Source organism: Lysinibacillus sp. GW823-FHT02G10 (assembly GCF_058797135.1).
The window spans coordinates 391,203-415,491 of sequence record NZ_JBXAJI010000002.1 but is presented as its reverse complement, the minus strand read 5'-3'; the positions used below and the strand labels follow the sequence as shown (position 1 = coordinate 415,491).

Genomic DNA, 24,289 nt, shown 5'->3' with positions numbered 1-24,289 from the left:
ATACGTTATACTATAAAAAAATCAATAATTTCACAAGAAAGAAATGAGGAACAACATTGAGATTAAGAAATAAGCCTTGGGCAGAGGAAATGATTACAGATCACCCAGAGGTGATTATTCCAAATCCTGAAGACTTTAAAGGAAATTGGCAGGCTGTTTTCGGCAATGACAACCCTATTCATATTGAAGTAGGGTCTGGAAAAGGACAATTTGTGACCGGTATGGCTTTGCAAAATCCAACAATCAATTATATTGGCATTGAACTTTACGATAGTGTGATTGTTTGTGCACTAGAAAAAGTGCTAGAGGCAAAATCTCCAGCGAATTTACGTTTACTAAAAGTAAATGGCGCAGATTTATATAAATTCTTTGACAAAAACGATGTATCACGTGTATACCTGAATTTCTCAGATCCTTGGCCAAAAACACGACATGCAAAAAGACGTTTAACGCACGGGGATTTTTTGAAATTATATGAGTCGATTTTAGTGGATAATGGGGAAGTCCATTTTAAAACGGATAACCGAGGTCTTTTCGAGTATTCTTTAATCAGTATGTCTGAATATGGGATGTTATTAAAGTATGTATCTCTCGACCTGCATGCAAATATGCCAGAGGATAATGTGATGACAGAATATGAAGAGAAGTTTTCTGCGAAGGGGCAGCCGATTTATCGCTTAGAATCGCAATTTATCACTAAATTGTAGGGGGAATATGGATGGATCAGTTACAGTTTCACAATATGTCATTATCATGGCTAAACGGGGGTGTTACGTGCCTAGATGGTGGTGCGATGTTTGGTGTTGTACCAAAGCCTCTTTGGTCCCGCAAATATCCAGTCAATGAAAAAAACCAAATTGAATTACCAACAGAACCTATTCTTATTCAATTTGGGGGCAAAAACTACCTTATTGATACGGGTGTTGGCTTTAACAAATTAAATGAAAAGCAGCTACGAAACTTTGGTGTAACAGAAGAATCTTCGTTAGCTGATAGCTTACAAGAGTTAGGATTAACGACAGCAGATATTGATGCAGTGTTAATGACGCATTTACATTTTGATCACGCTGGGGGGTTAACACAGTGGGAAGGGGATGTACTTGTACCAACTTTCCCAAATGCCAAGATTTTTGTAACGAAAATTGAATGGGATGAAATGCGTAACCCCAATATCCGTTCTAAAAATACTTATTGGAAAGAAAATTGGGAGCCAGTTCAGCATTTAGTTGAAACCTACGAAGAGTCATTGGAAGTAATACCTGGAATCGAAATGCTTCATACTGGTGGTCATAGTGAGGGTCATGCTGTCATCAAGCTAACGCAAAATGATGAAGTGTTATTGCATATGGCAGATATTATGCCGACTCATGCTCATCAAAATCCATTATGGGTATTAGCCTATGACGATTATCCAATGACAAGTGTATTTGCAAAAGAGCGACTGATGAAAGAAGCCCTTGCAAATAACTATGGCTTTATTTTCTATCACGATGCTTATTACCGTATGATTCGATGGGATGAGTCAGGCAAAGAGATTGTGGATAAACTAGAGCGTAGTAGACAAGCTGTTATTACATTTTAATCGAGCAAGCAAAGGCGAGGTATTTGGCATATAAATTGTCAATACCTCGCGTTTTTGTTCGTGAACAGGATAGAAAATATGATACACTTAACACGATACTAAAATACAAAAGAGAGTTGAAATAAACATGGCAACTGAACAACCATTTTTACCCGTTTTACTTGGATCAGATATGAATGCATATGGTATGGCACGTGCGTTTTATGAAGCATATGGTATTAAACCACTTGTTTTAGGACGTTCTCATTTAACAGCAACACAAGATAGCCATATCCTACAATTTCAAGAAATAGACCGTTTAAATGAACAAGATGTTTTTGCACCTGCCCTTGCAGAAGTTGCAAAAAAATATGCTGATAAAAAACTATTACTTTTAGCATGTGGGGACGATTATGCCAAGCTGATCATCAAAAATAAGCCAGCATTACAAGAGCATTTTACCGTACCTTATATCGACGAATCATTGATGGATGAAATTTTATTGAAAGAAAATTTCTATAAAATGTGTGATCAATATAATTTTAAATATCCAGGTACAACAACGGTGACAGCTGACAACTATGAAAACTTTACACCACCATTTGCTTACCCTATCATTTTAAAGGCTTCCAACTCTGTAGAATATTGGGCTTGTAAATTCCCTGGGAAGAAAAAAGTATTTGTTGCACATGATGAAGCGGAAAAAACGGCTATATTAAAAGCTATTTATAGCTCTACTTATCAGGATACAATGATTATTCAAGAATTTATTCCTGGGGACGATTCCTATATGCGTGTGTTAAATGCCTATGTAGGAAAGGATGGAAAAGTGAAGCTGATGTGTCTAGGTAACCCTATTCTAGAAGAACATTCTCCTGAAGGAATCGGAAGTTATGCAGCCATCGTGACAACCTATGATAAAGAATTAATGGATCAAGTACGTTTCTTCCTAGAGGACATTGGCTATACAGGTTTTGCGAATTTTGATATGAAATATGATATTCGAGACAAGCAATATAAACTTTTTGAAATCAATTTACGTAATGGGCGTTCTAGCTATTATGTAACAGCAAGTGGGCATAATTTAATGAAGTATGTTGCGGATGACCATATGTTAAATATCGAGCAAGAAGTCACATATGTGGAGGACAAGCATTTATGGATGATTATTCCTAAAGGTGTATTATTCAAATATGCATCGAATGAAAAGCTCAAACTAGAAGCAAAAAAATTAATTAGTGAGGGTAAATACACAAATTCTCTTTACTTTAACGAGGATATGAATGCGAAGCGTTGGGTGAAACTAACACTCAATAATTTAAATTATTACCGTAAGTATAAAAAGTACTTTAATAATAAAGGTTTATCAGAATAACATAGAGAAGCCATCTTCATTTTATGAGATGGCTTCTTATGTTGTTGAATTAGATATTATGAGTAGCAGAAAAGGCCCTTTAGCAAGGTGAGGGGTTGATTTCCGTTCCGCCAGCGCATTGGAAATCTCTTTTCACCTTTCACAAAAATGTTTTGTTTTTTAACATTATAAGAAGCCATCTTCAATTTATGAGATGGCTTCTATTGTATATACATAATTAAACTTCTGTTAGTTCCACGACAACACCAGAGCGTGCATCGGCAGCAAATTCGAATGTCTGCATCTCACCTTCATGCATACGCGAGATCCCCCCACGATATACTGGGATGGTAATAATACCGTTTGTAAAATCTTCAGTTTTCATAAAAATCCAAGAACCATCAATCGGTGAATCCTTTTTAAATTCTCTTTTTATGTTTTCAAGTACTTGTCCTGCAGGTACGAACGGAGAAACTTTTTCACTAGCTTCTTTAATAATGACTGCGGCAGCTAAGCCAGTTGCGACACCAATTAAAAAATCACGTAATTTCATACTTTTTTCCTCCTTTTTCTATACCTTTATTTTAGCATAGCCTATAGAGTGAATGCACGTTCACAATTAAGCGGATTGAGGAAATGTATCAATATTTCGAATTCGGAAATAATTGTGTTACAATAGGCAAGGAAGAATATTCTACTTCGTGGGGAGAGAGTCATCATGAATGAGGAAACATTACAATTATTTAAAACATTAACAGAATTACCAGGCGCTCCGGGTAATGAACACGCAGTACGCGCGTTCATGCGTTCTGAGTTAGAAAAGTACTCGGATGAAATCGTTCAAGATAATTTGGGGGGTATTTTTGGTGTTAAGCACAGTGATGTTACGGATGCACCGAAAATATTAGTTGCTGGTCATATGGATGAGGTAGCATTTATGGTTACTTCTATCACAGATAACGGAATGATCCGTTTTCAAACATTGGGCGGCTGGTGGAACCAGGTTATGCTTGCACAGCGTGTAGAAGTATATACGAAAAATGGGGCAATTCCTGGTGTAGTTTCATCCATCCCACCCCATTTATTAACAGATGCAGAACGAGCGAAGCCAATGGATATAAAAAATATGCTTATCGATGTTGGTGCTGATAATAAAGAAGATGCTATGTCTATGGGTGTTCGTCCTGGACAATCCATCATACCAATTTGTCCATTCACACCAATGGCTAATCCGAAGAAAATTATGGCTAAAGCTTGGGATAACCGCTATGGCTGTGGTCTAGCGATTGAACTAATGAAAGAAGTACAGCACGAAAAATTAGGTTCACATTTATACTCAGGTGCAAATGTAATGGAAGAGGTTGGCTTGCGCGGTGCACAAGTATCAGCAAACATGATTAAACCAGATTTATTCTTTGCACTAGATGCTTCTCCTGCCAATGATATGTCAGGTGAAAAAAGTCAATTTGGACAGCTCGGCAAAGGTACTTTACTTCGTATTTTAGATCGTACAATGGTAACACATCGTGGTATGCGTGAATTCATTTTAGATACGGCCGAATCCAATCATATCCCTTATCAATACTTTGTCTCCCAAGGTGGAACAGATGCTGGTCGAGTGCATACAGCAAACGATGGCGTTCCAAGTGCAGTTATTGGTGTATGCTCACGTTATATTCATACATCAGCATCAATTATTCACATTGATGATTATGCAGCTGCCAAAGCTTTAATTGTTGAATTAGTGAAAAAAGCAGATCGTTCGACATTAGAGTCAATTCACGCTAATGTATAAGAAGCTAGGAAGATGCCTTTTAGAGGCATCTTTTTCTATGGAAAGAAAGTGGGGATTAAATGAAAATAGCCATTGGCACAACCAATAAGGCCAAAACAGAAGCAGTTGAAGTAATTGTTCGCAAATACTTTGAGGATTCTCTCTTTACTCATGTCAAAGCTGCTTCTGAAGTATCAGATCAACCGATAAGTAATGAAGAAACTAGATTAGGGGCAATGAATCGTGCTAAAAACGCCTTGATTTTAACGGATGCAGAATTATCATTTGGCTTAGAAGGTGGCGTAACTGAAATCGATGATGACATGTATGTTTGTAACTGGGGTGCATTAACTGTGTCAGATGGAACAATGTTTACAGCTGCTGGCGCACAAATTATTCTGCCAAAAGAAATTGCCCAGGAAATAAGAACTGGTGGAGAACTTGGACCGATTATGGAGCAATATACAAAGCGTCGAGATATTCGTCAAGGCGCAGGTGCTGTAGGTATTTTTACGCAAGGTTTAGTTAGTAGACAGATGATGTTTGAGCATATTGTCTCGCTTTTAGTTGGTCAATATTTGTTCACATTTTCACAAAAATAGTTAAAAAGAATTAGTGATGAGAGGATAGTTAGGTTGCATCTTATGATTAATTTTTTTAAAATAGAAAAAAGTTAGTAGTGAAAGGAAGAGAGACATGTTATTTTCATGGCTAAGAGCAATTGGCCTAATGCTTATACTTCTTGTCCTTTCTGGCTGCAATCAATCTATTGATGATCAAATTGCTAATGGGCTCCAATTAACGGAGAAGGTTTTTGCTGAAGAGCCAGAAGAACATACAGTAGAAATTGGGGATATCAAATTATACTTACCTTCAAACTTTAAAATTGAAGACAGTTCAGATGCTTATAATATTGTGATTTCAAAAGGCAAAGAAAGCTACATTCTTTTTATCAATGATCGTGAAGCACAAGACAGTAAACTTTATTATAATCTTTTAAAAGAAAATGAAGCGGACAAAATTATCGAGGAATCGACTTTTGATAAGGATGGTCGTTATGGCTTCACAGCGGTTCTAAAAACGGACGAAGAAAATGAAATGGAGCTCATTGTTAGTAGTGGTGGTGTGAAGATGACAACCATTTCAAAAGCAAAACAAATTGAAAATAATTTGCGTGAGATGACGAAAATCGTTCATTCGGTTAAGATGAAGTAAATAGAAGGAATGAACAGAACGGTTCACAAACATGTGAGCCGTTTCATTTTGAAGTTAGGATGTGAAAAAGATGAAGCGAATGAAGTCTGAACAACTAGTCGAGCTATTAAAAAAGCAATTAACTGAAGAGAAATATGAATTTCATTTTGATAAAAAGTACGATAAATTACGCTTGAATCATAAGACAATTGAAAAAGGGATGGAGCTCTCCTTACCTGGGATCTTAGCAAAATATAATGACAAGCAAGAGTCAGCGATTGAAGAAGTTATATATACAATTGAGCAAACCTTTAATGCAATGGTACAAGAAAAAGAACAGGGTTTCCAAACGACTACACAGATTTATCCCGTGATTCGTGCCACTTCTTATCCACAGGCATCGAAAGAAGGGCATGCCTTTATTACAACTGAGCATACAGCTGAAACGCGCGTTTTTTATGCACTCGATTTAGGTAAAACCTATCGCTTTATTGATGAATCCATGCTAGAAGCCTTACAATTAACGGTAGAACAAATTCGAGAAATGGCACGCTTTTCGGTGAAACAACTACCAACCGCCTATAAAAAAGATGAGGTAGCAGGTAATATTTTTTATTTTGTCAATGTGAATGATGGCTATGATGCTAGCCGTATTTTAAATGAGAGCTTTTTAAAAGAAATGCAGGCACAAGTGGAGGGCGATATGACATTATCCGTGCCTCATCAAGATGTATTAATTATAGGTGATATTCGTAATGAAACAGGGTATGATGTATTAGCACAGATGACGATGCATTTCTTTGCAGTCGGTACTGTACCGATTACGTCATTATCTTTTATTTATGAAGATGGAGAACTAGAACCAATCTTTATCTTAGCAAAAAACAGAGTGAAAAAGGAGCAAGAATAACAATGAACGTATTTTACAACAAAGAGCATGTAGGAGATGTCTTACTAGTTCAACTAGCAACGGAGGCTATTGTGAAAACAGAAGTAGAACGTGCTGGTGATATTGCTATTTTAAGGGAAGCTCAAACGGGAGAAATTAAAGCCTTCAATTTATTTAATGCGAGCAGTTACATCCAAACAGATGCTAAAGGCTTAGTAGAAGTGACACCAGAATTAGTAGCACAGCTAGCAGTGGCAATCGAAAAAAATGGAGCTAATATTAATCTTGATGTTGATTTTTCACCAAAATTTGTGGTTGGTTATGTAGAAACAAAGGACAAGCATCCAAATGCTGACAAATTGAGTATCTGTTCAGTCAATGTAGGAGATGAGATACTACAAATTGTATGTGGAGCTCCTAATGTAGAAGCAGGTCAGAAGGTAGTTGTTGCGAAAATTGGTGCCGTAATGCCTTCGGGAATGCTTATTAAAGAAGGAAATTTACGTGGTGTTGAGTCTTACGGCATGCTTTGTTCAGCGCGTGAATTAGCGATTCCTAATGCACCATCTGAAAAAGGAATTTTAGTATTACCAGAGGATGCTATAGTTGGTAGTGCTTTTGAATCACCAACTAAATAAAAATTCCCCTATTTAAAAAAGAAATTATTAAAATTTAAATGTTTTATCATGATATTATTCCTTGTGTCAAGGTGAAATGCCCTAAATCGTTATGTTACTAATATGCTAGTAGCATAACGATTTTTTTGTTTAGAATGAGCCTCTAAATGCAAGTTTCAAGACCGTTTTTATGGTATGCTTTTTGATGTAGACATTGAGCTATTGATAAATATAAAACTAGACAATGCTATAAATGAAGTGTAAGAGAAATGAGTGAAACGAAGTGAACTGGTTTAAAAAACAAATTAGTAAATTTATTAATAAAGAAGATGAAGACTATGAGTATGAAGAATATTATGAGGATTATGGAGAAGTTCAGTCGGAGCAATTACATACACAAAAAGAACCACCAATCGCTAAGCAAAAGACTTTCCGTTTCCCTTTGATTGACGATGATGAAGGTGAAGCATCCTATACGCCCTCAAAAGAAATGTTTGATCAAATGGAAGATGATGATTATGGACAAATTGGGGATTTATCGTTACCAAAACATTTAAATCATCATATTGTCGATTCTAGTGTTTATGATGTTGAGGTTTCAGGAATTCGAGATTTACTAGCAAATCGCTCTAAACGTACAGGTAGAAAAACAATGATGAAAAGTCAGCCTTCAGAACAAGAATTTCGTTCAAGAGCAAGCTTAGTCTTTCGAGATGCACAAAATGAAACAGCTACTATAAGTCCTATGACTGCACCTGCACCAAAAGAAAAGAGTCAGCGAAAAGAACAAAAAGTTGAAAATATTATGCCTGAGAATCGCAAACGATTTGTTCCAACAGATGTGCCTTCACCTGTCTATGGTTTTGCAAAACCAAGTCCCATTAAAGATTTATTAGATAAAAGAAAAGAGGAATATGAGAAGCAAGAAACCGATGTACAGGCAGTTGAAAGGGTTACTGTTGCAAAGCCTTTAAAAGAAGCGACAACAAATGAGGTCAATGAAAATATACTAGAAGAAAAAGAGCCGGCTAGCACAAACCAAACGGTTTTAACGGAACACCATGAGATTATTCAATCGAAAGAACTTTCGACAGTAAGTGAACCAATTATTTTTGAGGAAGAACTGTTGGTTGAAGAGAACGATGATAAGGAAAATTTGTCATCAAATGTAGCTGTGCCTCAAACTACTTCTTTTGCTATGGATTTTGAAGGGCAAGAGAAGGAAGCTGTTGTTCAAGATCAAACAGTTCAACAACTTTCAGCAGATCAATCGGAAATCCATGTCAAAGAAATGATTGTGGAACAAGTACAAATAGAAAATTCTACGATCCATATTGGAGAAGTTACTGTCGTTCAACCATCAATGGATGACCAATCTCCTGATACTGCATCGAGGGAAGAAAAAAGTCGAATTCCATTTAATGTACTAATGTTAAAAACAGATAAAGAAAAATGGAGAATCCAACAGCAATTGAAGATGGCTCAGCAGCCTATACGTGTAGAGAGCATGCCAGAAACAGAGAAAAACAAACTAGTGGATGTGATGCCAGAAAAATCATCGTCCTTAGACAGCATGACAACAAGCGAAATGTCCGTTTCACCACCAGAAGATGACAACGATTTCCATATGTCAGAGACTGTTCAATTGCAAGTAGATGGTCCAGTGCAACTTGAGGTAAAAGATGAAGTAGAAAGTGTCCCTACAACAAGTAGTGCTGAAGAGCCTATTGCTGTAATTACAATGGCTCCTGTTACATCAATGTCAAGTATCTCAATAAATGAAAGAATAGAAATTGAAAAAGCAGCTGCTGATGAAATTTCTGCAACTATTGAGCCAGAGCTTGAATTAGAACCAGAACTTGAACTATCTTCAGAACGGGACCAAGTGTCAGAACCAGAACTAGCTATCGAACCTGAAGTAGTTTCAGAAATTGTAGATTATGCTCCGGTAGAATCTGTTGAGAATCAAGTAGCACCACAAGAAGTAGAAGTAGAAGTAGAAGTAGAAGTAGAAGTAGAAGCTGAGATACCAGCAAAGCCTGTACACGTCTATCAAAAGCCAACGGATGAATATCTAGAGCCACCAGAGGAAAAAACACAGGATACGGATTGGATGGAGCAACAGGGCGAGACATTAGTCGAAGCACTATCTTATTTCCAAGTTTCTGCGCAAATTGAATCGATTATGCAAGGTCCTGCTGTTACTCAATTTGAAATAACGGTGAGCCATGGTACAAAGGTGAGTAAAATTCGAAACTTAGCAGATGATTTAAAACTTGCCCTAGCAGCAAAAGATATTCGTATTCAAGCACCAATTCCTGGGAAAAGTTCGATCGGTATTGAGATCCCAAATAGAGTATCACGAGCTGTTCGCTTATCTGAGGTAACAAATAGTGCCTCCTTCGTTGAGTCAGATTCACCATTAGAGGCAGCATTAGGACTTGATTTGACTGGAAAACCTGTTACGTTAGATCTGCGTAAAATGCCACATGGCTTAATCGCTGGTGCAACGGGTTCGGGTAAATCCGTTTGTATTAATTCTATTTTGGTTAGTTTATTATATAAAGCTGCACCACACGAGCTAAAACTCATGCTGATCGACCCTAAAATGGTAGAGCTGGCGCCATTTAACCATATTCCGCATTTAGTTAGTCCTGTCATTACAGATGTAAAGGCGGCAACGGCGGCACTAAAATGGGCAGTTGAGGAAATGGAGCGTCGCTATCAACTATTCGCTCATGCAGGTGCACGTGATATTACACGTTTTAATGCCATAGCTGATAAAAATAATGAACATAGCCTGAAGTTGCCTTACATTTTAATTGTCATTGATGAGTTAGCAGATTTAATGATGATGTCTCCAGCAGATGTAGAGGAGGCCATTTGCCGTATTGCTCAAAAGGCACGTGCATGTGGTATTCATTTAATTGTTGCAACGCAAAGACCTTCAGTGGATGTTATTACAGGGTTAATCAAATCAAATATCCCTACACGTATTGCCTTTGCAGTTTCCTCTCAAATTGATTCTCGTACCATTTTAGATGGGCAAGGAGCTGAAAGGTTACTTGGTCGAGGGGATATGCTATATTTAGGTAATGGTATGTCAGCGCCCGTGCGTTTACAGGGAACTTTTGTTACAGATGATGAAATTGAATCGATTATTGAGCATGTTCGTGAACAGGGTGAGCCTGATTATATTTTCGATCAAGAGGAATTATTAAAGAAAACAGAGGTGTCCGCAGAACAGGACGATTTATTTGAAGATGTTTGTCGATTTGTCTATGAGCAAGGTGGCGCTTCTACCTCATTGATTCAACGAAAGTATCATATTGGCTATAATCGTGCTGCTCGTTTAATTGACATGTTAGAATCACATGGTTTTGTTTCGGAAGCAAGAGGAAGTAAGCCACGTGAAAGTTACATTACAGAAGAAGATTTAATTACTATGTTTGAATAAGAATTGCATTGTTTTCGTCTAGATTATCTAATTTACGTCGAATTTAGTTTTTTTAGAAAAGTTACACATCTATCCTTATGCATAAAAAGTGCTATAATAGACAAGATGTGTTGAATAGTACGTATTTTTTAACACTTGTGAAGGTATTAATACCTAACCATTCGTGAAATAATACGATACACCTAATAGATGATAGATGGGATATTGAAATTCCCGGGGGGTTTAATTAATGACAGTTTTTCATTTCACAGGCATTAAAGGTTCTGGCATGAGTTCGCTTGCACAAATCTTATTTGATGCTGGTGAACAAGTACAGGGCTCAGATGTCGATAAATATTTCTTCACGGAGCAACCGTTACGTGAACGTAATATTCCAATTTTTACATTTAATGCAGATAATATTAAAGAAGGTATGACAGTGATCGCAGGTAATGCATTTTCCGATGATCACCCTGAATTAGTACGTGCTCGAGAAATAGGTGTAGAAGTCATTCGTTACCATAAATTTTTAGGTGAATATATTGGCAACTATACATCTATTGCCATCACAGGTGCACATGGTAAAACATCTACGACTGGTTTAATGGCACATGTGGTAGGTGGCTATAAACCGACATCTTATTTAATTGGTGATGGTACTGGGGCAGGTCATGAAAATGCTGATTTTTTTGTAATGGAGGCGTGTGAATACCGCCGTCACTTTTTAGCATATAATCCTGATTATGCTGTGATGACGAACATCGATTTTGATCATCCAGATTACTTCGCTAATATAGAGGACGTATATTCTGCATTTCAATCATTAGCATTACAAGTGAAAAAAGCAATTATAGCATGTGGTGATGATGAACAGCTTCAACGTATTCAAGCAAAAGTACCAGTTGTGTATTATGGATTTGGTGCTGAAAATGACTTTGAAGCTCGTAATGTTGAAAAAACAACTGAGGGTACAAAATTTGATGTTTTTGTACGTAATGAATTTTATAGCACTTTCTTTATCCCATTATTTGGGGATCATGCTGTTTTAAATACATTGGCGGTTATAACGCTATGTGAATATGAAGGCATTTCTCCAGATATTATTCAGGAGCGTTTACACACGTATAAAGGTGTAAAAAGACGTTTTACTGAGACGGATATAGGGGATAATGTTTTAATAGATGACTATGCACACCATCCAACGGAAATTCGCGCGACAATTCAATCAGCACGACAAAAATTTCCTGAACGTGAGCTAGTTGCGATTTTCCAACCACATACATTTACACGTACACAAGCTTTTTTACAAGATTTTGCGGATAGTTTGAGCCTTGCAGATACAGCCTATTTATGTGATATATTTGGCTCTGCGAGAGAAACGCAAGGCGCGCTTTCTATTCATGATTTAGCGTCACTTATTGAAGGCAGTGCAGTGATTACCACTGAAGGAATTGATATATTAACAAAACATAATGGCGCAGTATTTTTATTTATGGGCGCTGGTGATGTTCACAAGTTCCAAGATGCTTTTGAAGACGTGCTTAAAAACAATGAAACAGCTTAGTCCGTAGGGGTTAAGCTGTTTTTTCTCAAATTTAAGCAGGAATTCCGTTTTTTTTGTCGAAGATAGGGAAAGTAATAGTAAAGACAATTTACTAGCAGGAGGTCAACTTATGGAAGTGATTTTGTATATTGCAGCCATTATTGCTGCAATCGGTTTTTTAATTTTATGTGTGAGCGTGGGCATGACATTATTCTCGCTTAAATCCATCTTAAACAGCTTAGCAGGGACATTATCTGGGATTGAAGGCCAAATGGAAGGCATTACACGCGAAACAACTTCTTTATTATCAAAAACAAATAGCTTAGCAGAGGATATTCAACATAAATCTGAACAATTAAATTCAGTTGTTCAAGCTGTTAAAGGTATTGGTGACTCCGTTAATGGTTTAAATAATTCTGTTCAGCAGATCACTTCTTCTGTCTCTAAAAGCGTAGAACAAAATGAAGAAAAAATTGCACAAGTTGTACAATGGAGTAATGTTGCGATGGGTATTGCTGATAAATGGAAAAAGCGAAAAATCATCGAGCAGGAAACGGTATCACCTGATGCCTATGCATTTGAAACTGTGCAAGTAGAAGAAACACCAAAAAGAAAATGGGGTCGTAAAAAATGATAATTATTCAGTGAGTATTCTATGCTGGCTGAATAAAAATAAAGTCTTAGACATATAAGTTGAAGATGCATCTGTGAAAATAGATGGACAACCAGTCTAGACAAATTTGATAATTAGATGGGGAGGAATTGTTGCATGACAACTCAAAAGCCAAATTTTAACGAAGTAAAGGAACAGCAGCTTGAAAGTTCTTTGCCTCAGCTTTATCATCCGCAAGACTCGATTTATGAAGAGGAGCGTGTAAACATGAAAGATTTTGTGATTGGCGCATTAGTTGGTGGAATCGTAGGGGCTGCTGCAGGTCTACTGTTAGCTCCAAAATCAGGAAAAGATTTACGCAGTGATGTGGCTGTACAAGCTGTTCAGCTAAAAGATAAGAGTGCAGACTTCTCGACAACTGCAAAAGATAAAACAGTTCAACTTTCTAAACAAATTCAAGAGCAATCTACACAATTAGTAGAGAAAGTAAAAACACTAAAAACAGCAAAAGCACCAACTGTTTTTGATGATGGTACGGTTTCCTTTGAAGGGGAAGAACCATTAGAGGATTATATTCCAAGTGAGGAACCAAAAGCCGAAGAAACGACAGAAAAAGCAGATCAAAAAGAAGAAACAAATGAAGAAGTTCGTGCATAATGCATAATATAAAGGGATACGTTACAAGATAAAGTTGTAACGTATCCCTTTTTTTAAATGATAGGTGTAGCTTCTAATATTATTTCTAATTGATCACCACCAAATATCTCTGTATCAAAGCTCGCTGGCTGACCATTTCTTAAAATCGTAAAATTCCCCTTAAAGGCACTTGGCAGCTGCCAATTAGAGAATCGGAAAACATCTTGATAAATCCAACGACTACGATCCTTTTCTTTAAATACTAAAGTCGCTCCATTGGGTACAGTGGATTGTGGTGACACAACCATTTTATTAACAATCGCTTCATTTGCAGTCTTCTTTAGTTCCAAAACTTCCTGTTGGAAATGAATAATGATTTTATCCTCTAGCAAAAGATTCATTTGGTCTGCGATATGCTGTACTGTTGGTAGAGATGGTTGTTGGAAGCTTATCACATCTCCATTTTGTACAGCATAGCTCAATTTGGCTACTTTTCCATTAATCATTAGCTGAGAAGAGAACTCTGGTAAATATAAAGGTTGTCCATCTACTTGAATCGTATAGGACTCAAATTGCTTTAACAAATGCCAATTATTAGTGATTTTGAATACATCCTCAATTGTTTCGGCAATATCAAAAACGACGATATCACGATCATTTAAAACGGTATCGAGTGATGCAGAAGAGTTATTGACAGAAATTTTGGGCTCAATCACATATTTGGTGTTTTGGATTGTCACAGTCTTTATTGCTGCATCATCTATAAGATCTCTTACTGTAGCCGTCGCCTGTTGCCCATCTTGGCCTTCTATTAACTGAATGGCATCTCCAGTTTTAATCAGGCTTTTTGTTGATGCCTGTTGCCCGTTTACCAATATTTCAGCAGGCTGACCATGTCCACCTGGTATAAATATGTCCTGTCCGTTGACACTGATAGATAGTCCATGTCCTGGCTTTCCATATAATTGCTTTGCACGAATATTTGCAGCTAGAAAGGCATCTGCAACAGTCATTTCTTTTAGTTCAAAAAGGCGTACCACTTGGTTATTGACTGTTAAACTCATATATTGAATCGGCATTTTTTTAGCAGCAATGGCAATACCAATAGGTGTGACTAATTCAGGTGAGGCTTTTATATGATCTTCTTTTGTTAAGTTTTGAATAGCATCAATGCCTCGAACAGCAATACGATTAGCTGGTAAATCTAGAACTTGACCTAGTTCTGTAGTAAGGTTGGGTGTTAAACTACCGCCACCAACCAGCATAACGGCTTTGGGTGCTACTCGATTATTGAGTCGTAGAATTTCTTCTCCGATAGACTTCGCCAACTGTTTCACTGCAGGCTCAATTGCTAAAAAAACCTCTTCCTTTGGATAGAACTGATCAAAGCCTAGAATATCTTGAATCAATATCTCTTCAGAGGTTTGTAGCTGACGTTTAGCCTCTTCAGCTACAGGGAAGTCTAGCAAATAGTGGTCGCTTAAAGCTTCTGTTATTTCATCGCCAGCTGTAGGGACCATGCCATAAGCTACAACTGTACTTTTATCCGTAATGGCAATATCTGATGTACCTGCCCCTATATCAACAAGTGCCACATTTAGGCGACGCATCGTTGGAGGAATCAGCACATTAATGGCAGCAATCGGTTCTAACGTCAATGCTTCCATCTCTAAATCAGCTCGTTTAAGAGCGGCAATCAATGATTCCACAACTACACGAGGTAGAAACGTTGCTATCACTTCGATTTGGGCTTCATCCCCTTGTTGATCCAGCAAGCTTCCGATCTCCTCGCCATCCAAGCGATAATACAGGACTGAGTAACCTACACAATAATAGTGGCTAATTTTTGCATCCTCTTTTTGTTGCAAGAGTTGCTGCTGTGCTTGTTGAACAGCCTGAAGTTCCAAGCGACTAATATCTTCTTCAGTAAAAATTGGTCGATTACGAATATTGATGGTCACACTAGCTTGTTCAGTTTTCAAAGATCGACCTGCTGCAGCGACACTTACCTTTGTGAGAGGCCCATGTTTCTCTTCAAGTTCACGTTTTATTTCATTAATTAATTCTGCCACATACATGACATTATGTATTTGTCCATCTACCATGGCACGTTCTTTATGCTCTTTTACTAAAATATCTTCCACATGAAAATGATCATTTTCTTCTTGGAGAATAATCCCGACCACTGAGCGAGTGCCAATATCAAGTGCGAATAGTTTAGAACTCAATGTAATCGCTTCCTTTCGCGTCATACTTGAAAATAATTTAGCGAGTTGAAGCGCTAAATTAAAAATGCGTGACATTCTGAACAACATTGATTATAATAATGCTATTATCTAAAAATGTAACATACATTTCAGAGTTCTGAAAGTGTCTGTCATGAGGAGAGGAGCAAGAAAGCATGAGCCAAAAAGATTTAGAAAGCTTACGTAGTCAAATAGACGGTTTAAACTTAGAAATTCTTCGTCTAATTAATGAACGTGCAGCTGTAGTTGATGAAATCGGTAAAATTAAGGAAAAACAAGGTGTGAATCGCTATGATCCGCTGCGTGAAAGACACATGCTTGATCTTATTAAAGAACACAATCAAGGTCCATTAAACCAAATGACGGTTGATTATATATTTAAGCAAATCTTTAAAACAGCTTTAAAACAACTTGAGGCTGATAAAAAGAAAGAGTTGCTTGTATCTCGTAAGAAGAAGTCAGAAGATACAATTATTAATATCAATGGTGAATTAATTGGGCAAGGAAAACCATCTTTCGTATTTGGTCCTTGTGCGGTTGAGTCTTATGAGCAAGTAGCAGCAGTTGCTGCTTCTATTAAAGCAAAAGGCGAAAAGTTAATTCGTGGTGGTGCTTATAAGCCACGTACTTCTCCTTATGACTTCCAAGGTCTTGGATTAGAAGGTCTGAAAATCTTAAAACGTGTGTCCGAGGAATATGGTTTAGGTGTTATTACAGAAATCGTGACACCAGGTCATTTAGAGGAAGCATTGGATTATATTGATGTCATCCAAATTGGTGCACGTAATATGCAGAACTTTGAATTATTAAAAGCAGCAGGTGCAACAAATAAACCTGTCTTATTAAAACGAGGTTTAGCTGCAACAATTGATGAATTCATTCATGCTGCAGAATACATTATGTCTAAAGGAAATGAAAACATTATCCTTTGTGAACGTGGTATTCGTACTTATGAAAAAGCAACTCGTAATACATTAGATATTTCAGCCGTACCAGTTTTAAAACAAGAAACGCATTTGCCAGTATTCGTAGATGTTACACATTCAACAGGGCGTCGTGATTTATTATTACCATGTGCAAAAGCAGCAATTGCAATTGGTGCTGATGGCGTCATGGCAGAGGTGCATCCAGATCCATCTGTGGCATTGTCTGACTCACAACAACAAATGGACATCCCAACATTTGACGCATTCTATGAAACGCTACAAAAATTCATGAAAAATCATGAAATTCATGCTTAATTGTTAACAGCGAACACCGCTTGCTTACTTCGGCAGGCGGTGTTTGTTATATCGTGACAAAATAATGTCTAGAATAGGACTATTAGTACTTGGTTTTTACGTAGTTCTTCTTGAAAATAATATGAAAATTATCGTATGATAAGGCTATAATAGGAAAAAAGGGAGGCACGTACGATGACTGTTACAATTTATGATGTTGCAAGAGAAGCAAATGTTTCCATGGCAACGGTTTCTCGTGTAGTCAATGGTAATCAAAACGTAAAACCAGCAACACGAAAAAAAGTACTAGAAGTAATTGAACGATTAGAATACCGTCCAAACGCAGTAGCGCGAGGTTTAGCAAGTAAGAAAACAACAACAGTTGGCGTGATTATCCCAGATATTGCAAACAATGTTTATGCGGAGCTGGCTCGTGGTGTAGAGGATATTGCCACAATGTATCGTTACAATATTATTTTAGCCAACTCAGATCAACATGAAGATAAAGAGTTACAGCTACTGGATACAATGCTTGGAAAACAGGTTGATGGTATTGTCATGATGAGTGATGAGGTTACAGAAAAGATGCAGCAAACGATGGATCATTCGCCAGTACCAATTGTGCTTGCAGGCTCTGTGGATGAATCCCAAACAATTGCGACTGTGAATATCGATTATTTCCAGGCGGCCTATGAAGCTATTTCATTACTTATTCAAAATGGCCATACACGGATTGGTTTTGTAACTGGCCCACTTTCGTATACAATTAACGGAAAATTCAAGCTAGCAGCCTATAAGAAAGCATTGCAGGATGCTGGTTTACCAATAGATGAAGCATTAATTGCTGCAGAAGAGTCCAGCTATGATATGGGCTTAGAGGCTTGGGAGATTTTATCTGCTCTTGAACAGCCACCAACAGCTTATTTTGCAGGAAGTGATGAATTGGCCATCGGTTTAATTCATGGCGCACAAGATGCGGGCAAAAATGTTCCAGAAGATATTGAAGTTATCAGCTTTGAGAACTCAAAGTTAGCACGAATGGTTCGCCCACAGTTAACAAGTGTCGCGCTACCGCTTTACGATATTGGAGCTGTTGCAATGCGCCTGCTGACAAAATTAATGAGCAAGGAAACTGTCGAGGACGAAGCGGTTATTTTACCACACCGTATTGAGCATCGACAATCTGTCAAAAGTAAATAATGATACTAACACGTAAATCGCTTATGAAGGATTTGCGTGTTTTTATTTGCTGGATGGAACGTCAAAAATAGAGGATAGCGTTTCAAAAGTGAGGGATAGAACAATAGAAGTGATGGATATACCACCAAAAGCATTCATCTAATTTAAAAAGCCCCACGAATATCGTGAGGCCAAGAAATTAATCCCGTCTTTCATTCCGAATAATATGTAGCGATTTGGCTAACATTTGAGCATTCTTTTCCTCTATTTCCGCTTTACGAGGAATTGGCTCATATAAAGGAATCGGATCCTCCCATGTTGGAATAAAAGGAACAGGTGCTTCTGGTTGCCAGCGATCCAGCCATGCTTGAGGGAGTGGCCCCATTGGTAACGCTTGGTCAGTCATTTCCAACCATAACATGGACCAGGCACGGGGCACCACTCGCCAAATATCGTAGCCACCGCCCCCCACTGCAATCCATCGACCATCACAATACTCATGTGCTAATTGATGAGCTAGCTTAGGAATTTCGCGATAAATATTCATTGTTCCATGTAAATGTGTTAATGGATCAAAATAATGTGCATCTGCACCATTTTGTGTTAATACAACATCTGGCTTGAAAAATTCAAAAATCTCCCGCATTGACTGTTCATAGATCTCTAGGAAACTTTCATCCTCAGTAAACGCATCCATTGGAAAATTAAAGGAGGTTCCATAGCCTTGCCCATTGCCGCGCTCAGTAATATTTCCGGTTCCAGGGAATAGATAACGACCAGTTTCATGTATGGACAGTGTACAAACATTAGGATCCTCATAAAAGCTCCATTGGACACCATCCCCATGATGAGCATCTGTATCTACATAAAGTACACGAGCGTTGAACTTTTCCTGCAAGTAACGAATAGCCACTGTGCTATCATTGTAAATACAAAAACCTGATGCACGACCACGGAAACCATGATGGAGTCCTCCACCAAGGTTAAGGGCGTGTTCGGCTTTTCCTTCCATTACATAATCAACAGCGGTTAAAGTTCCACCAACTAGCTGTGCACTTGCTTCATGCATATTTTCAAAAATAGGGGTATCTTCAGTGCCAATCCCATAGCTTTCACATTGTGCTTCTGATAATTCACCATGTCCTGCTTTTTTTACAATATCTATATATTTTGAATCATGTGCAAGCAATAGCTCTTCTTCCGTTGCAACACGTGCTGGTACAATATCTACATCATCGAGTGCATTAATATTTTTTAGTAGATCCATAGTTAGCGTCAAGCGTTTATGATTGAAAGGGTGTGTATCTGAAAATTTATATCCGAGTTGTTCTGGCGAGTATACGAATACGGCCTTTTTCATTATAGCGAAACACCCGGTAAATTTGGCCATAGGACATCAAAGCCCTCTTTGCGTAGATCTTCAATCATTGCTAAAGGATTTAGTGTTTTTACTCGGACGCTTAAAATTTTGTTTTGTGTATTTTCAGAGTCAGGATAAACTAAGACGCTTTGGACATTGGCATGATGTTGATGAAATATTTTTGTAATTTCAAATAAAACTCCCGGGGTATCGGATACCCGAATCTCGATTTTTGACCCAGGCTCTGTAGCACCAGTCAGCTCTATATATGTATAGAGTAAATCTGTTGTCGTAACAATGCCTACCAATTTTCCACCAGAGACGATAGGTAAACAGCCTATTTTTGATTCGTAAAACGTTAGTGCCACCTCTTCAACAAAATCTAGTGGATGACCTATAAGGGGGTCTTTCACCATAATATCCTCTACTTTGGCATTAAAAATAGGAGAGTTTGGTTCGTCCTGCAAAGATGAGGGCAAGACCTCTTTAATATCTCGTTCAGTAATTACACCTAAAACGTGGTGTTCATCATCTACAACTGGTAAATGACGAACTTTCTTTTCACGCATTAACTTTAGTGCCTCCTGCACTGTATTGGTAGGAGCTAATGTATAAGGCTTATCATTCATAATTTCTTCTACAATCATATATGCATCCCCTTTGTATTAGTTTTAATACATGAAACGATTTCTAAAACGAAGTCTATCAAATCTTTCCATTGTCTCAGGAGGCACCCGTTTTCCTTCGCGCGCCATCAGGCAATTGGCTGGATGTGATGTAATTTCAGGATCATCTGTTGCAAAATATTCGAAACCAGCAGAGCTCATCATTTTCTCCATCATTTTGCGGTAATCCCAAACATTTAAACCAGTTCCCTTTAAATCCCAATGCCAATAGTACTCGGTAGTAATCACAAGATAATCTTCCATTTCATCCCCCATAAATGAAACGGCTAGTAGTGCCTTCCCAGCACCAGTACCACGGTAGTTTGGAATGACTTCAATGGCACCTAATTCAATCATGTCATCGATACGATCTTCTGCCCATCGTTCAAGTGGATCAGGGTAAAGATAGGTAACATAGCCTACAATAATATCTTCGTTTCGAATAATAATAATACGGCCTTCGGGTAGTCCAGCAATTTCTATAATGGCCTGCTGTTGCTGTTTTGGAGGTCTGAAGGCAACCAAGCCTTCATGGAATGAATATGTAGCTAATTTTTCTGGAGGCACAGGTCCTTCCACATACACAGTACCATGCTTTGTTTCCTTTGTGACAGAAAAAAAAGTTTTTTTATGTTCCATAATTACACCACCTGAGTTTAATAATTCCATTATAGCTGATTTCTTGCGTAAAAACGCTTATTTTTGCAAAATATACCTGTATTTTTGGAAAAATAAAAATATTGAGACAATCTATCTGAATTCGTGTAAAATAAGATTATATTGCTTCTGTTATTTAACAGATAAAAGTAGTACTATTAGGGATTCGAACATTAATACTATGGATAACTGTTATATAACAATTGCTACATATCAATTTTGCTTTTGGAAAATTCTCTGAATTTCAACAGGGGGGATTGTTGAAATTTAGTCAAAAACAAAAGCAAAGAAAGGGGTATTTTCATGGGGATGAAAATGAAGGAGAAGTTAATGGCTTTACCTGGTCAACACCATTTAACGAATTATGAAGAAGTGGCAGAATCTCATAATTGGGCAGATACGGAAAAGGCATTTAGTTGGAGCGAAACAGGTTTAGTGAATATGGCATATGAGGCTATTGATCGCCATACAGAAACACATCGCAAAAATAAGGTGGCATTGTATTTTAATGATGGTAAACGGAAAGAGGCATATTCATTTAATGAAATGAAAAGGTTAACAAACAAAGCAGCAAATGTTTTTAAAGCGACTACTAATCTGCAGAAAGGTGATCGTTTATTTATTTTTATGCCTCGTTCACCTGAGCTTTATTTTTCATTATTAGGTGCGTTGAAAATGGGGGTTATTGTTGGACCATTGTTTGAAGCTTTTATGGAAGGTGCTGTGTATGATCGACTTGCTGATAGTGAGGCGAAAGTATTAGTCACGACACCTGCTTTACTTGAACGTGTACCTTTAGCTAAATTACCTAAATTGGAGCATATCTTTTTAGTAGGGGAGGGCGTTGAGGAAACAGCTCAAATACTAGACTTTACTAAACATTTAAAAGAAGCTTCAGCTCATTTTGATATAGAGTGGGTAGACAGAGAAGATGGGATGATTCTTCACTATACCTCTGGATCAACAGGTGCTCCAAAGGGTGTATTGCATGTCCATAATGCTATGATTCAGCAATATCAATCGACACAATGGGTACTTGATTTACGTGAAGATGATATTTATTGGTGTACAGCTGATCCTGGATGGGTTACAGGAACAGCCTATGGCATTTTTGGTCCGTGGTTAAACGGTGTAACAATGCTAATCGTCGGAGGAAGATTTTCACCACAAGCATGGTATCAGGCTATTGAAGATTATAGTGTGACAGTGTGGTATAGTGCACCAACAGCGTTCCGAATGCTGATGGGTGCAGGTAGTGGCTTGCTTGAAAGCTATGATCTCACATCTTTACGCCATGTGCTGTCTGTTGGTGAGCCTTTGAATCCAGAAGTTATTCGCTGGGGAGTAGAGGAACTAGGTCATCGTATACATGATACATGGTGGATGACAGAGACGGGAGCGCATATGATTTGTAATTATCCATCGATGGATATTAAGCCAGGTTCAATGGGGAAACCTCTTCCTGGTATTCATGCGACGATTGTAGATGATGCAGGCAATGAGGTTCCACCATTTACAATGGGGAATCTAGCTATTCGTCGTGGTTGGCCTGCCATGATGCGCCAAATTTGGGGCAATCCAGAGCGCTATGAATCTTATTTCCTAAAAGGAGAATGGTACGTGTCTGGAGATTCAGCCTATATGGATGATGAAGGTTACTTCTGGTTCCAGGGGCGTGTGGATGATGTCATTATGACGGCTGGTGAACGTGTAGGACCTTTTGAAGTAGAAAGTAAGCTACTTGAGCATCCAGATGTGATTGAAGCGGGTGTTATCGGGAAACCAGATCCGGTGCGAGGTGAAATCATTAAAGCCTTTGTATCCTTACGAGAAGGGGTAGAACCTTCTGATGCATTAATTGAAGATATACGTGATTTTGTTAAAAAAGGTTTATCTGCACATGCAGCACCACGTGAAATAGAATTTAAAGATAAATTGCCAAAAACACGTAGTGGTAAAATTATGCGTCGCGTTTTGAAAGCTTGGGAATTAAATTTACCAACTGGTGATTTATCAACCATGGAAGATTAATTATCTAAAACATCAATTGATATTTATACAACATGTGCATAAAAAGAAGGCAGGGATTCATTCGATGGACGAAAGGATTCTTGCCTTCTTTTTTCTGGATTTACAATAGTATAGAGGTGAGAGTAGGTGAAATATTATCTATTTCAAAAAACAATGAATTAAATAAAAATTCAGTTGACTTAATAAATATGCAGACGTATACTATTTTTAACTTATTTCAGAGGTGAGTGCAGTGAAAGTAGGTATTATTGGAGCAACTGGATATGGTGGTCTAGAACTTATTCGATTTTTACATAATCATCCAGCTGTAGAACGAATTGATTTATTTACTTCTTCAGAAGAGGGTGTCCAATTTTCTTCGAAATTTGGCCATCTTGTTAGGATAGCTGATACACCGTTACAAAAGATTGCGTATGACACTTTAGAAAAATTCAATGTTATTTTTACGAGTACACCATCTGGGGTGACAAGTGAGCTATTACCGCCTTTGGTTGGGAAAGGACCAAAGCTAATCGATTTATCTGGTGATTTTCGGTTAAAAGATCTAGCAAGCTATGAAACCTGGTATGGCAAAAAAGCTGCACCGTTCCATAGTGTTCAACAAAGTGTATATGGTTTAACAGAATGGAATGAAGAGCTTATACGTCAAGCAACACTTGTTGCTAATCCGGGTTGCTACCCAACAGCAGTTTTATTATCCTTACTACCACTTGTAAAAGAACGTTTAATTGATCCTAGTTTTCTAGTTATTGATGCAAAGAGTGGTATTTCAGGAGCAGGCAATAAGCCCTCACAAACTACCCATTTTAGTGAGACAAATGAGAATTTTTCAATCTATAAAGTAAATACACATCAACATATTCCCGAAATTGAACAGGCACTTTCCATGTTTGCTCAAGCAGATACAAAGGTTACTTTTAATACGCATCTGGTTCCAATGACCAGGGGAATTTTGGCGACATCCTATGCACCAGTAATGCAGGGAATTACAGAGTCGCAATTGATCACTTGCTTACAGGCAACCTATGAGAATCATCCATTTGTTCGAATCGTTACGGATGCATCTAGTTTAGGGACAAATCGTGTCAAGGGATCAAATTATTGTGACATTCTAGTGAAAGTAGATTCCCGTACAAATCGCGCCACAATTGTTAGTGTAATTGATAACCTTGTCAAAGGAGCAGCAGGGCAAGCTATCCAAAATATGAATGTGCAATTTGACTTACCACAAACGACAGGGCTAGATGTCGTACCGTTCTTTATTTAACAGCATGCAGGCAACTGTATGCTTCTCTTATTTATTAATCTAAGGAG

Annotated in this window: 21 protein-coding genes; 16 read left to right on the top strand and 5 right to left on the bottom strand. The window is 37.8% G+C overall.

The genetic code is table 11. The features are described from left to right. Positions 1–56: 56 nt before the first annotated feature. The 3 genes from trmB (at position 57) to AC1RFD_RS11915 (ending at position 2,936) form a co-directional block, all read left to right on the top strand. A complete protein-coding gene (gene trmB / locus AC1RFD_RS11925; RefSeq protein ID WP_016991781.1) occupies positions 57–707 on the top strand; it encodes a tRNA (guanosine(46)-N7)-methyltransferase TrmB in 651 nt (216 codons plus the stop codon). Between the two features lie 11 nt (positions 708–718). Continuing rightward, a complete protein-coding gene (locus AC1RFD_RS11920; RefSeq protein WP_326140665.1) occupies positions 719–1,582 on the top strand; it encodes a YtnP family quorum-quenching lactonase in 864 nt (287 codons plus the stop codon). 127 nt (positions 1,583–1,709) lie between these two features. After that, complete coding sequence (locus tag AC1RFD_RS11915) at positions 1,710–2,936, top strand: carboxylate--amine ligase (RefSeq protein WP_326140666.1); 1,227 nt, start codon at positions 1,710–1,712, stop codon at positions 2,934–2,936. Between the two features lie 217 nt (positions 2,937–3,153). On the opposite strand, the gene AC1RFD_RS11910 is transcribed toward AC1RFD_RS11915, so the two are convergent. Then, entirely contained in the window at positions 3,154–3,468 is a 315-nt protein-coding gene (locus tag AC1RFD_RS11910) for a hypothetical protein (RefSeq protein ID WP_004226089.1), read from the bottom strand. Positions 3,469–3,633: 165 nt separating this feature from the next. Here AC1RFD_RS11910 and AC1RFD_RS11905 point away from each other — a divergent pair, with 165 nt between their 5' ends. From AC1RFD_RS11905 to AC1RFD_RS11865, 9 genes are all read left to right on the top strand, one after another. Continuing rightward, positions 3,634–4,710, top strand: coding sequence for a M42 family metallopeptidase (locus AC1RFD_RS11905; protein ID WP_054549933.1), 1,077 nt, complete (start codon positions 3,634–3,636; stop codon positions 4,708–4,710). Positions 4,711–4,769: 59 nt separating this feature from the next. Continuing rightward, the gene (locus tag AC1RFD_RS11900) at positions 4,770–5,291 is read left to right on the top strand and encodes a DUF84 family protein (RefSeq protein WP_054549934.1); all 522 of its coding nucleotides are present in this window, start codon (positions 4,770–4,772) and stop codon (positions 5,289–5,291) included. 94 nt (positions 5,292–5,385) lie between these two features. Further along, positions 5,386–5,904, top strand: a complete 519-nt coding sequence (locus AC1RFD_RS11895; RefSeq protein ID WP_281216049.1) for a hypothetical protein — start codon at positions 5,386–5,388, stop codon at positions 5,902–5,904. Positions 5,905–5,974: 70 nt separating this feature from the next. Then, complete coding sequence (locus AC1RFD_RS11890; protein ID WP_081011002.1) at positions 5,975–6,793, top strand: DUF1444 domain-containing protein; 819 nt, start codon at positions 5,975–5,977, stop codon at positions 6,791–6,793. A gap of 2 nt (positions 6,794–6,795) precedes the next feature. After that, entirely contained in the window at positions 6,796–7,410 is a 615-nt protein-coding gene (gene ytpR, locus AC1RFD_RS11885) for a YtpR family tRNA-binding protein (RefSeq protein WP_048393499.1), read from the top strand. A 262-nt stretch (positions 7,411–7,672) separates the two neighbouring features. Continuing rightward, complete coding sequence (locus AC1RFD_RS11880) at positions 7,673–10,846, top strand: DNA translocase FtsK (protein WP_492474925.1); 3,174 nt, start codon at positions 7,673–7,675, stop codon at positions 10,844–10,846. Positions 10,847–11,075: 229 nt separating this feature from the next. Continuing rightward, positions 11,076–12,389, top strand: coding sequence for a UDP-N-acetylmuramate--L-alanine ligase (gene murC, locus AC1RFD_RS11875; protein ID WP_004226102.1), 1,314 nt, complete (start codon positions 11,076–11,078; stop codon positions 12,387–12,389). A gap of 109 nt (positions 12,390–12,498) precedes the next feature. After that, on the top strand, positions 12,499–13,002 hold the full coding sequence (locus AC1RFD_RS11870) for a DUF948 domain-containing protein (RefSeq protein WP_115674508.1): 504 nt from the start codon (positions 12,499–12,501) through the stop codon (positions 13,000–13,002). A gap of 135 nt (positions 13,003–13,137) precedes the next feature. Then, entirely contained in the window at positions 13,138–13,638 is a 501-nt protein-coding gene (locus tag AC1RFD_RS11865; protein ID WP_004226105.1) for a YtxH domain-containing protein, read from the top strand. Positions 13,639–13,691: 53 nt separating this feature from the next. Here the strand turns inward: AC1RFD_RS11865 and pilM are convergent, their stop codons facing one another. Next, entirely contained in the window at positions 13,692–15,845 is a 2,154-nt protein-coding gene (gene pilM / locus AC1RFD_RS11860) for a pilus assembly protein PilM (protein ID WP_048393505.1), read from the bottom strand. Between the two features lie 173 nt (positions 15,846–16,018). Here pilM and AC1RFD_RS11855 point away from each other — a divergent pair, with 173 nt between their 5' ends. Both AC1RFD_RS11855 and ccpA read left to right on the top strand, forming a co-directional pair. Further along, entirely contained in the window at positions 16,019–17,104 is a 1,086-nt protein-coding gene (locus AC1RFD_RS11855) for a bifunctional 3-deoxy-7-phosphoheptulonate synthase/chorismate mutase (protein WP_004226108.1), read from the top strand. 174 nt (positions 17,105–17,278) lie between these two features. Next, positions 17,279–18,283, top strand: coding sequence for a catabolite control protein A (ccpA, locus tag AC1RFD_RS11850; protein WP_048393506.1), 1,005 nt, complete (start codon positions 17,279–17,281; stop codon positions 18,281–18,283). A gap of 178 nt (positions 18,284–18,461) precedes the next feature. On the opposite strand, the gene AC1RFD_RS11845 is transcribed toward ccpA, so the two are convergent. From AC1RFD_RS11845 to AC1RFD_RS11835, 3 genes are read right to left on the bottom strand one after another with little or no spacing between them, the layout of a single operon-like run. After that, on the bottom strand, positions 18,462–19,622 hold the full coding sequence (locus AC1RFD_RS11845) for an acetoin utilization protein AcuC (RefSeq protein ID WP_492474924.1): 1,161 nt from the start codon (positions 19,620–19,622) through the stop codon (positions 18,462–18,464). Next, a complete protein-coding gene (locus AC1RFD_RS11840) occupies positions 19,622–20,269 on the bottom strand; it encodes an acetoin utilization AcuB family protein (protein WP_048393508.1) in 648 nt (215 codons plus the stop codon). Before AC1RFD_RS11840 ends, AC1RFD_RS11845 begins: the two co-directional genes overlap by 1 nt. 24 nt (positions 20,270–20,293) lie before the next feature. Then, on the bottom strand, positions 20,294–20,926 hold the full coding sequence (locus tag AC1RFD_RS11835; RefSeq protein ID WP_492474923.1) for a GNAT family N-acetyltransferase: 633 nt from the start codon (positions 20,924–20,926) through the stop codon (positions 20,294–20,296). Between the two features lie 321 nt (positions 20,927–21,247). Here AC1RFD_RS11835 and acsA point away from each other — a divergent pair, with 321 nt between their 5' ends. Together acsA and argC are read left to right on the top strand one after the other, a co-directional pair. Further along, positions 21,248–22,975, top strand: a complete 1,728-nt coding sequence (acsA, locus tag AC1RFD_RS11830; RefSeq protein ID WP_375543413.1) for an acetate--CoA ligase — start codon at positions 21,248–21,250, stop codon at positions 22,973–22,975. Between the two features lie 232 nt (positions 22,976–23,207). Next, the gene (gene argC / locus AC1RFD_RS11825; protein WP_259948506.1) at positions 23,208–24,242 is read left to right on the top strand and encodes an N-acetyl-gamma-glutamyl-phosphate reductase; all 1,035 of its coding nucleotides are present in this window, start codon (positions 23,208–23,210) and stop codon (positions 24,240–24,242) included. Positions 24,243–24,289 lie beyond the last annotated feature (47 nt).

Excerpts from the sequence above, each read along its gene's own strand:
- AC1RFD_RS11905 (WP_054549933.1), top strand. The coding sequence starts at position 3,634 with ATGAATGAGGAAACATTACAATTATTTAAAACATTAACAGAATTACCA.
- AC1RFD_RS11920 (WP_326140665.1), top strand. The coding sequence starts at position 719 with ATGGATCAGTTACAGTTTCACAATATGTCATTATCATGGCTAAACGGG.
- AC1RFD_RS11840 (WP_048393508.1), bottom strand. The coding sequence starts at position 20,269 with ATGATTGTAGAAGAAATTATGAATGATAAGCCTTATACATTAGCTCCT.
- AC1RFD_RS11835 (WP_492474923.1), bottom strand. The coding sequence starts at position 20,926 with ATGGAACATAAAAAAACTTTTTTTTCTGTCACAAAGGAAACAAAGCAT.
- AC1RFD_RS11910 (WP_004226089.1), bottom strand. The coding sequence starts at position 3,468 with ATGAAATTACGTGATTTTTTAATTGGTGTCGCAACTGGCTTAGCTGCC.
- AC1RFD_RS11870 (WP_115674508.1), top strand. The coding sequence starts at position 12,499 with ATGGAAGTGATTTTGTATATTGCAGCCATTATTGCTGCAATCGGTTTT.
- AC1RFD_RS11900 (WP_054549934.1), top strand. The coding sequence starts at position 4,770 with ATGAAAATAGCCATTGGCACAACCAATAAGGCCAAAACAGAAGCAGTT.
- AC1RFD_RS11890 (WP_081011002.1), top strand. The coding sequence starts at position 5,975 with ATGAAGCGAATGAAGTCTGAACAACTAGTCGAGCTATTAAAAAAGCAA.
- AC1RFD_RS11855 (WP_004226108.1), top strand. The coding sequence starts at position 16,019 with ATGAGCCAAAAAGATTTAGAAAGCTTACGTAGTCAAATAGACGGTTTA.
- ccpA (WP_048393506.1), top strand. The coding sequence starts at position 17,279 with ATGACTGTTACAATTTATGATGTTGCAAGAGAAGCAAATGTTTCCATG.
- AC1RFD_RS11865 (WP_004226105.1), top strand. The coding sequence starts at position 13,138 with ATGACAACTCAAAAGCCAAATTTTAACGAAGTAAAGGAACAGCAGCTT.
- ytpR (WP_048393499.1), top strand. The coding sequence starts at position 6,796 with ATGAACGTATTTTACAACAAAGAGCATGTAGGAGATGTCTTACTAGTT.
- AC1RFD_RS11895 (WP_281216049.1), top strand. The coding sequence starts at position 5,386 with ATGTTATTTTCATGGCTAAGAGCAATTGGCCTAATGCTTATACTTCTT.
- murC (WP_004226102.1), top strand. The coding sequence starts at position 11,076 with ATGACAGTTTTTCATTTCACAGGCATTAAAGGTTCTGGCATGAGTTCG.
- acsA (WP_375543413.1), top strand. The coding sequence starts at position 21,248 with ATGGGGATGAAAATGAAGGAGAAGTTAATGGCTTTACCTGGTCAACAC.
- AC1RFD_RS11845 (WP_492474924.1), bottom strand. The coding sequence starts at position 19,622 with ATGAAAAAGGCCGTATTCGTATACTCGCCAGAACAACTCGGATATAAA.
- AC1RFD_RS11915 (WP_326140666.1), top strand. The coding sequence starts at position 1,710 with ATGGCAACTGAACAACCATTTTTACCCGTTTTACTTGGATCAGATATG.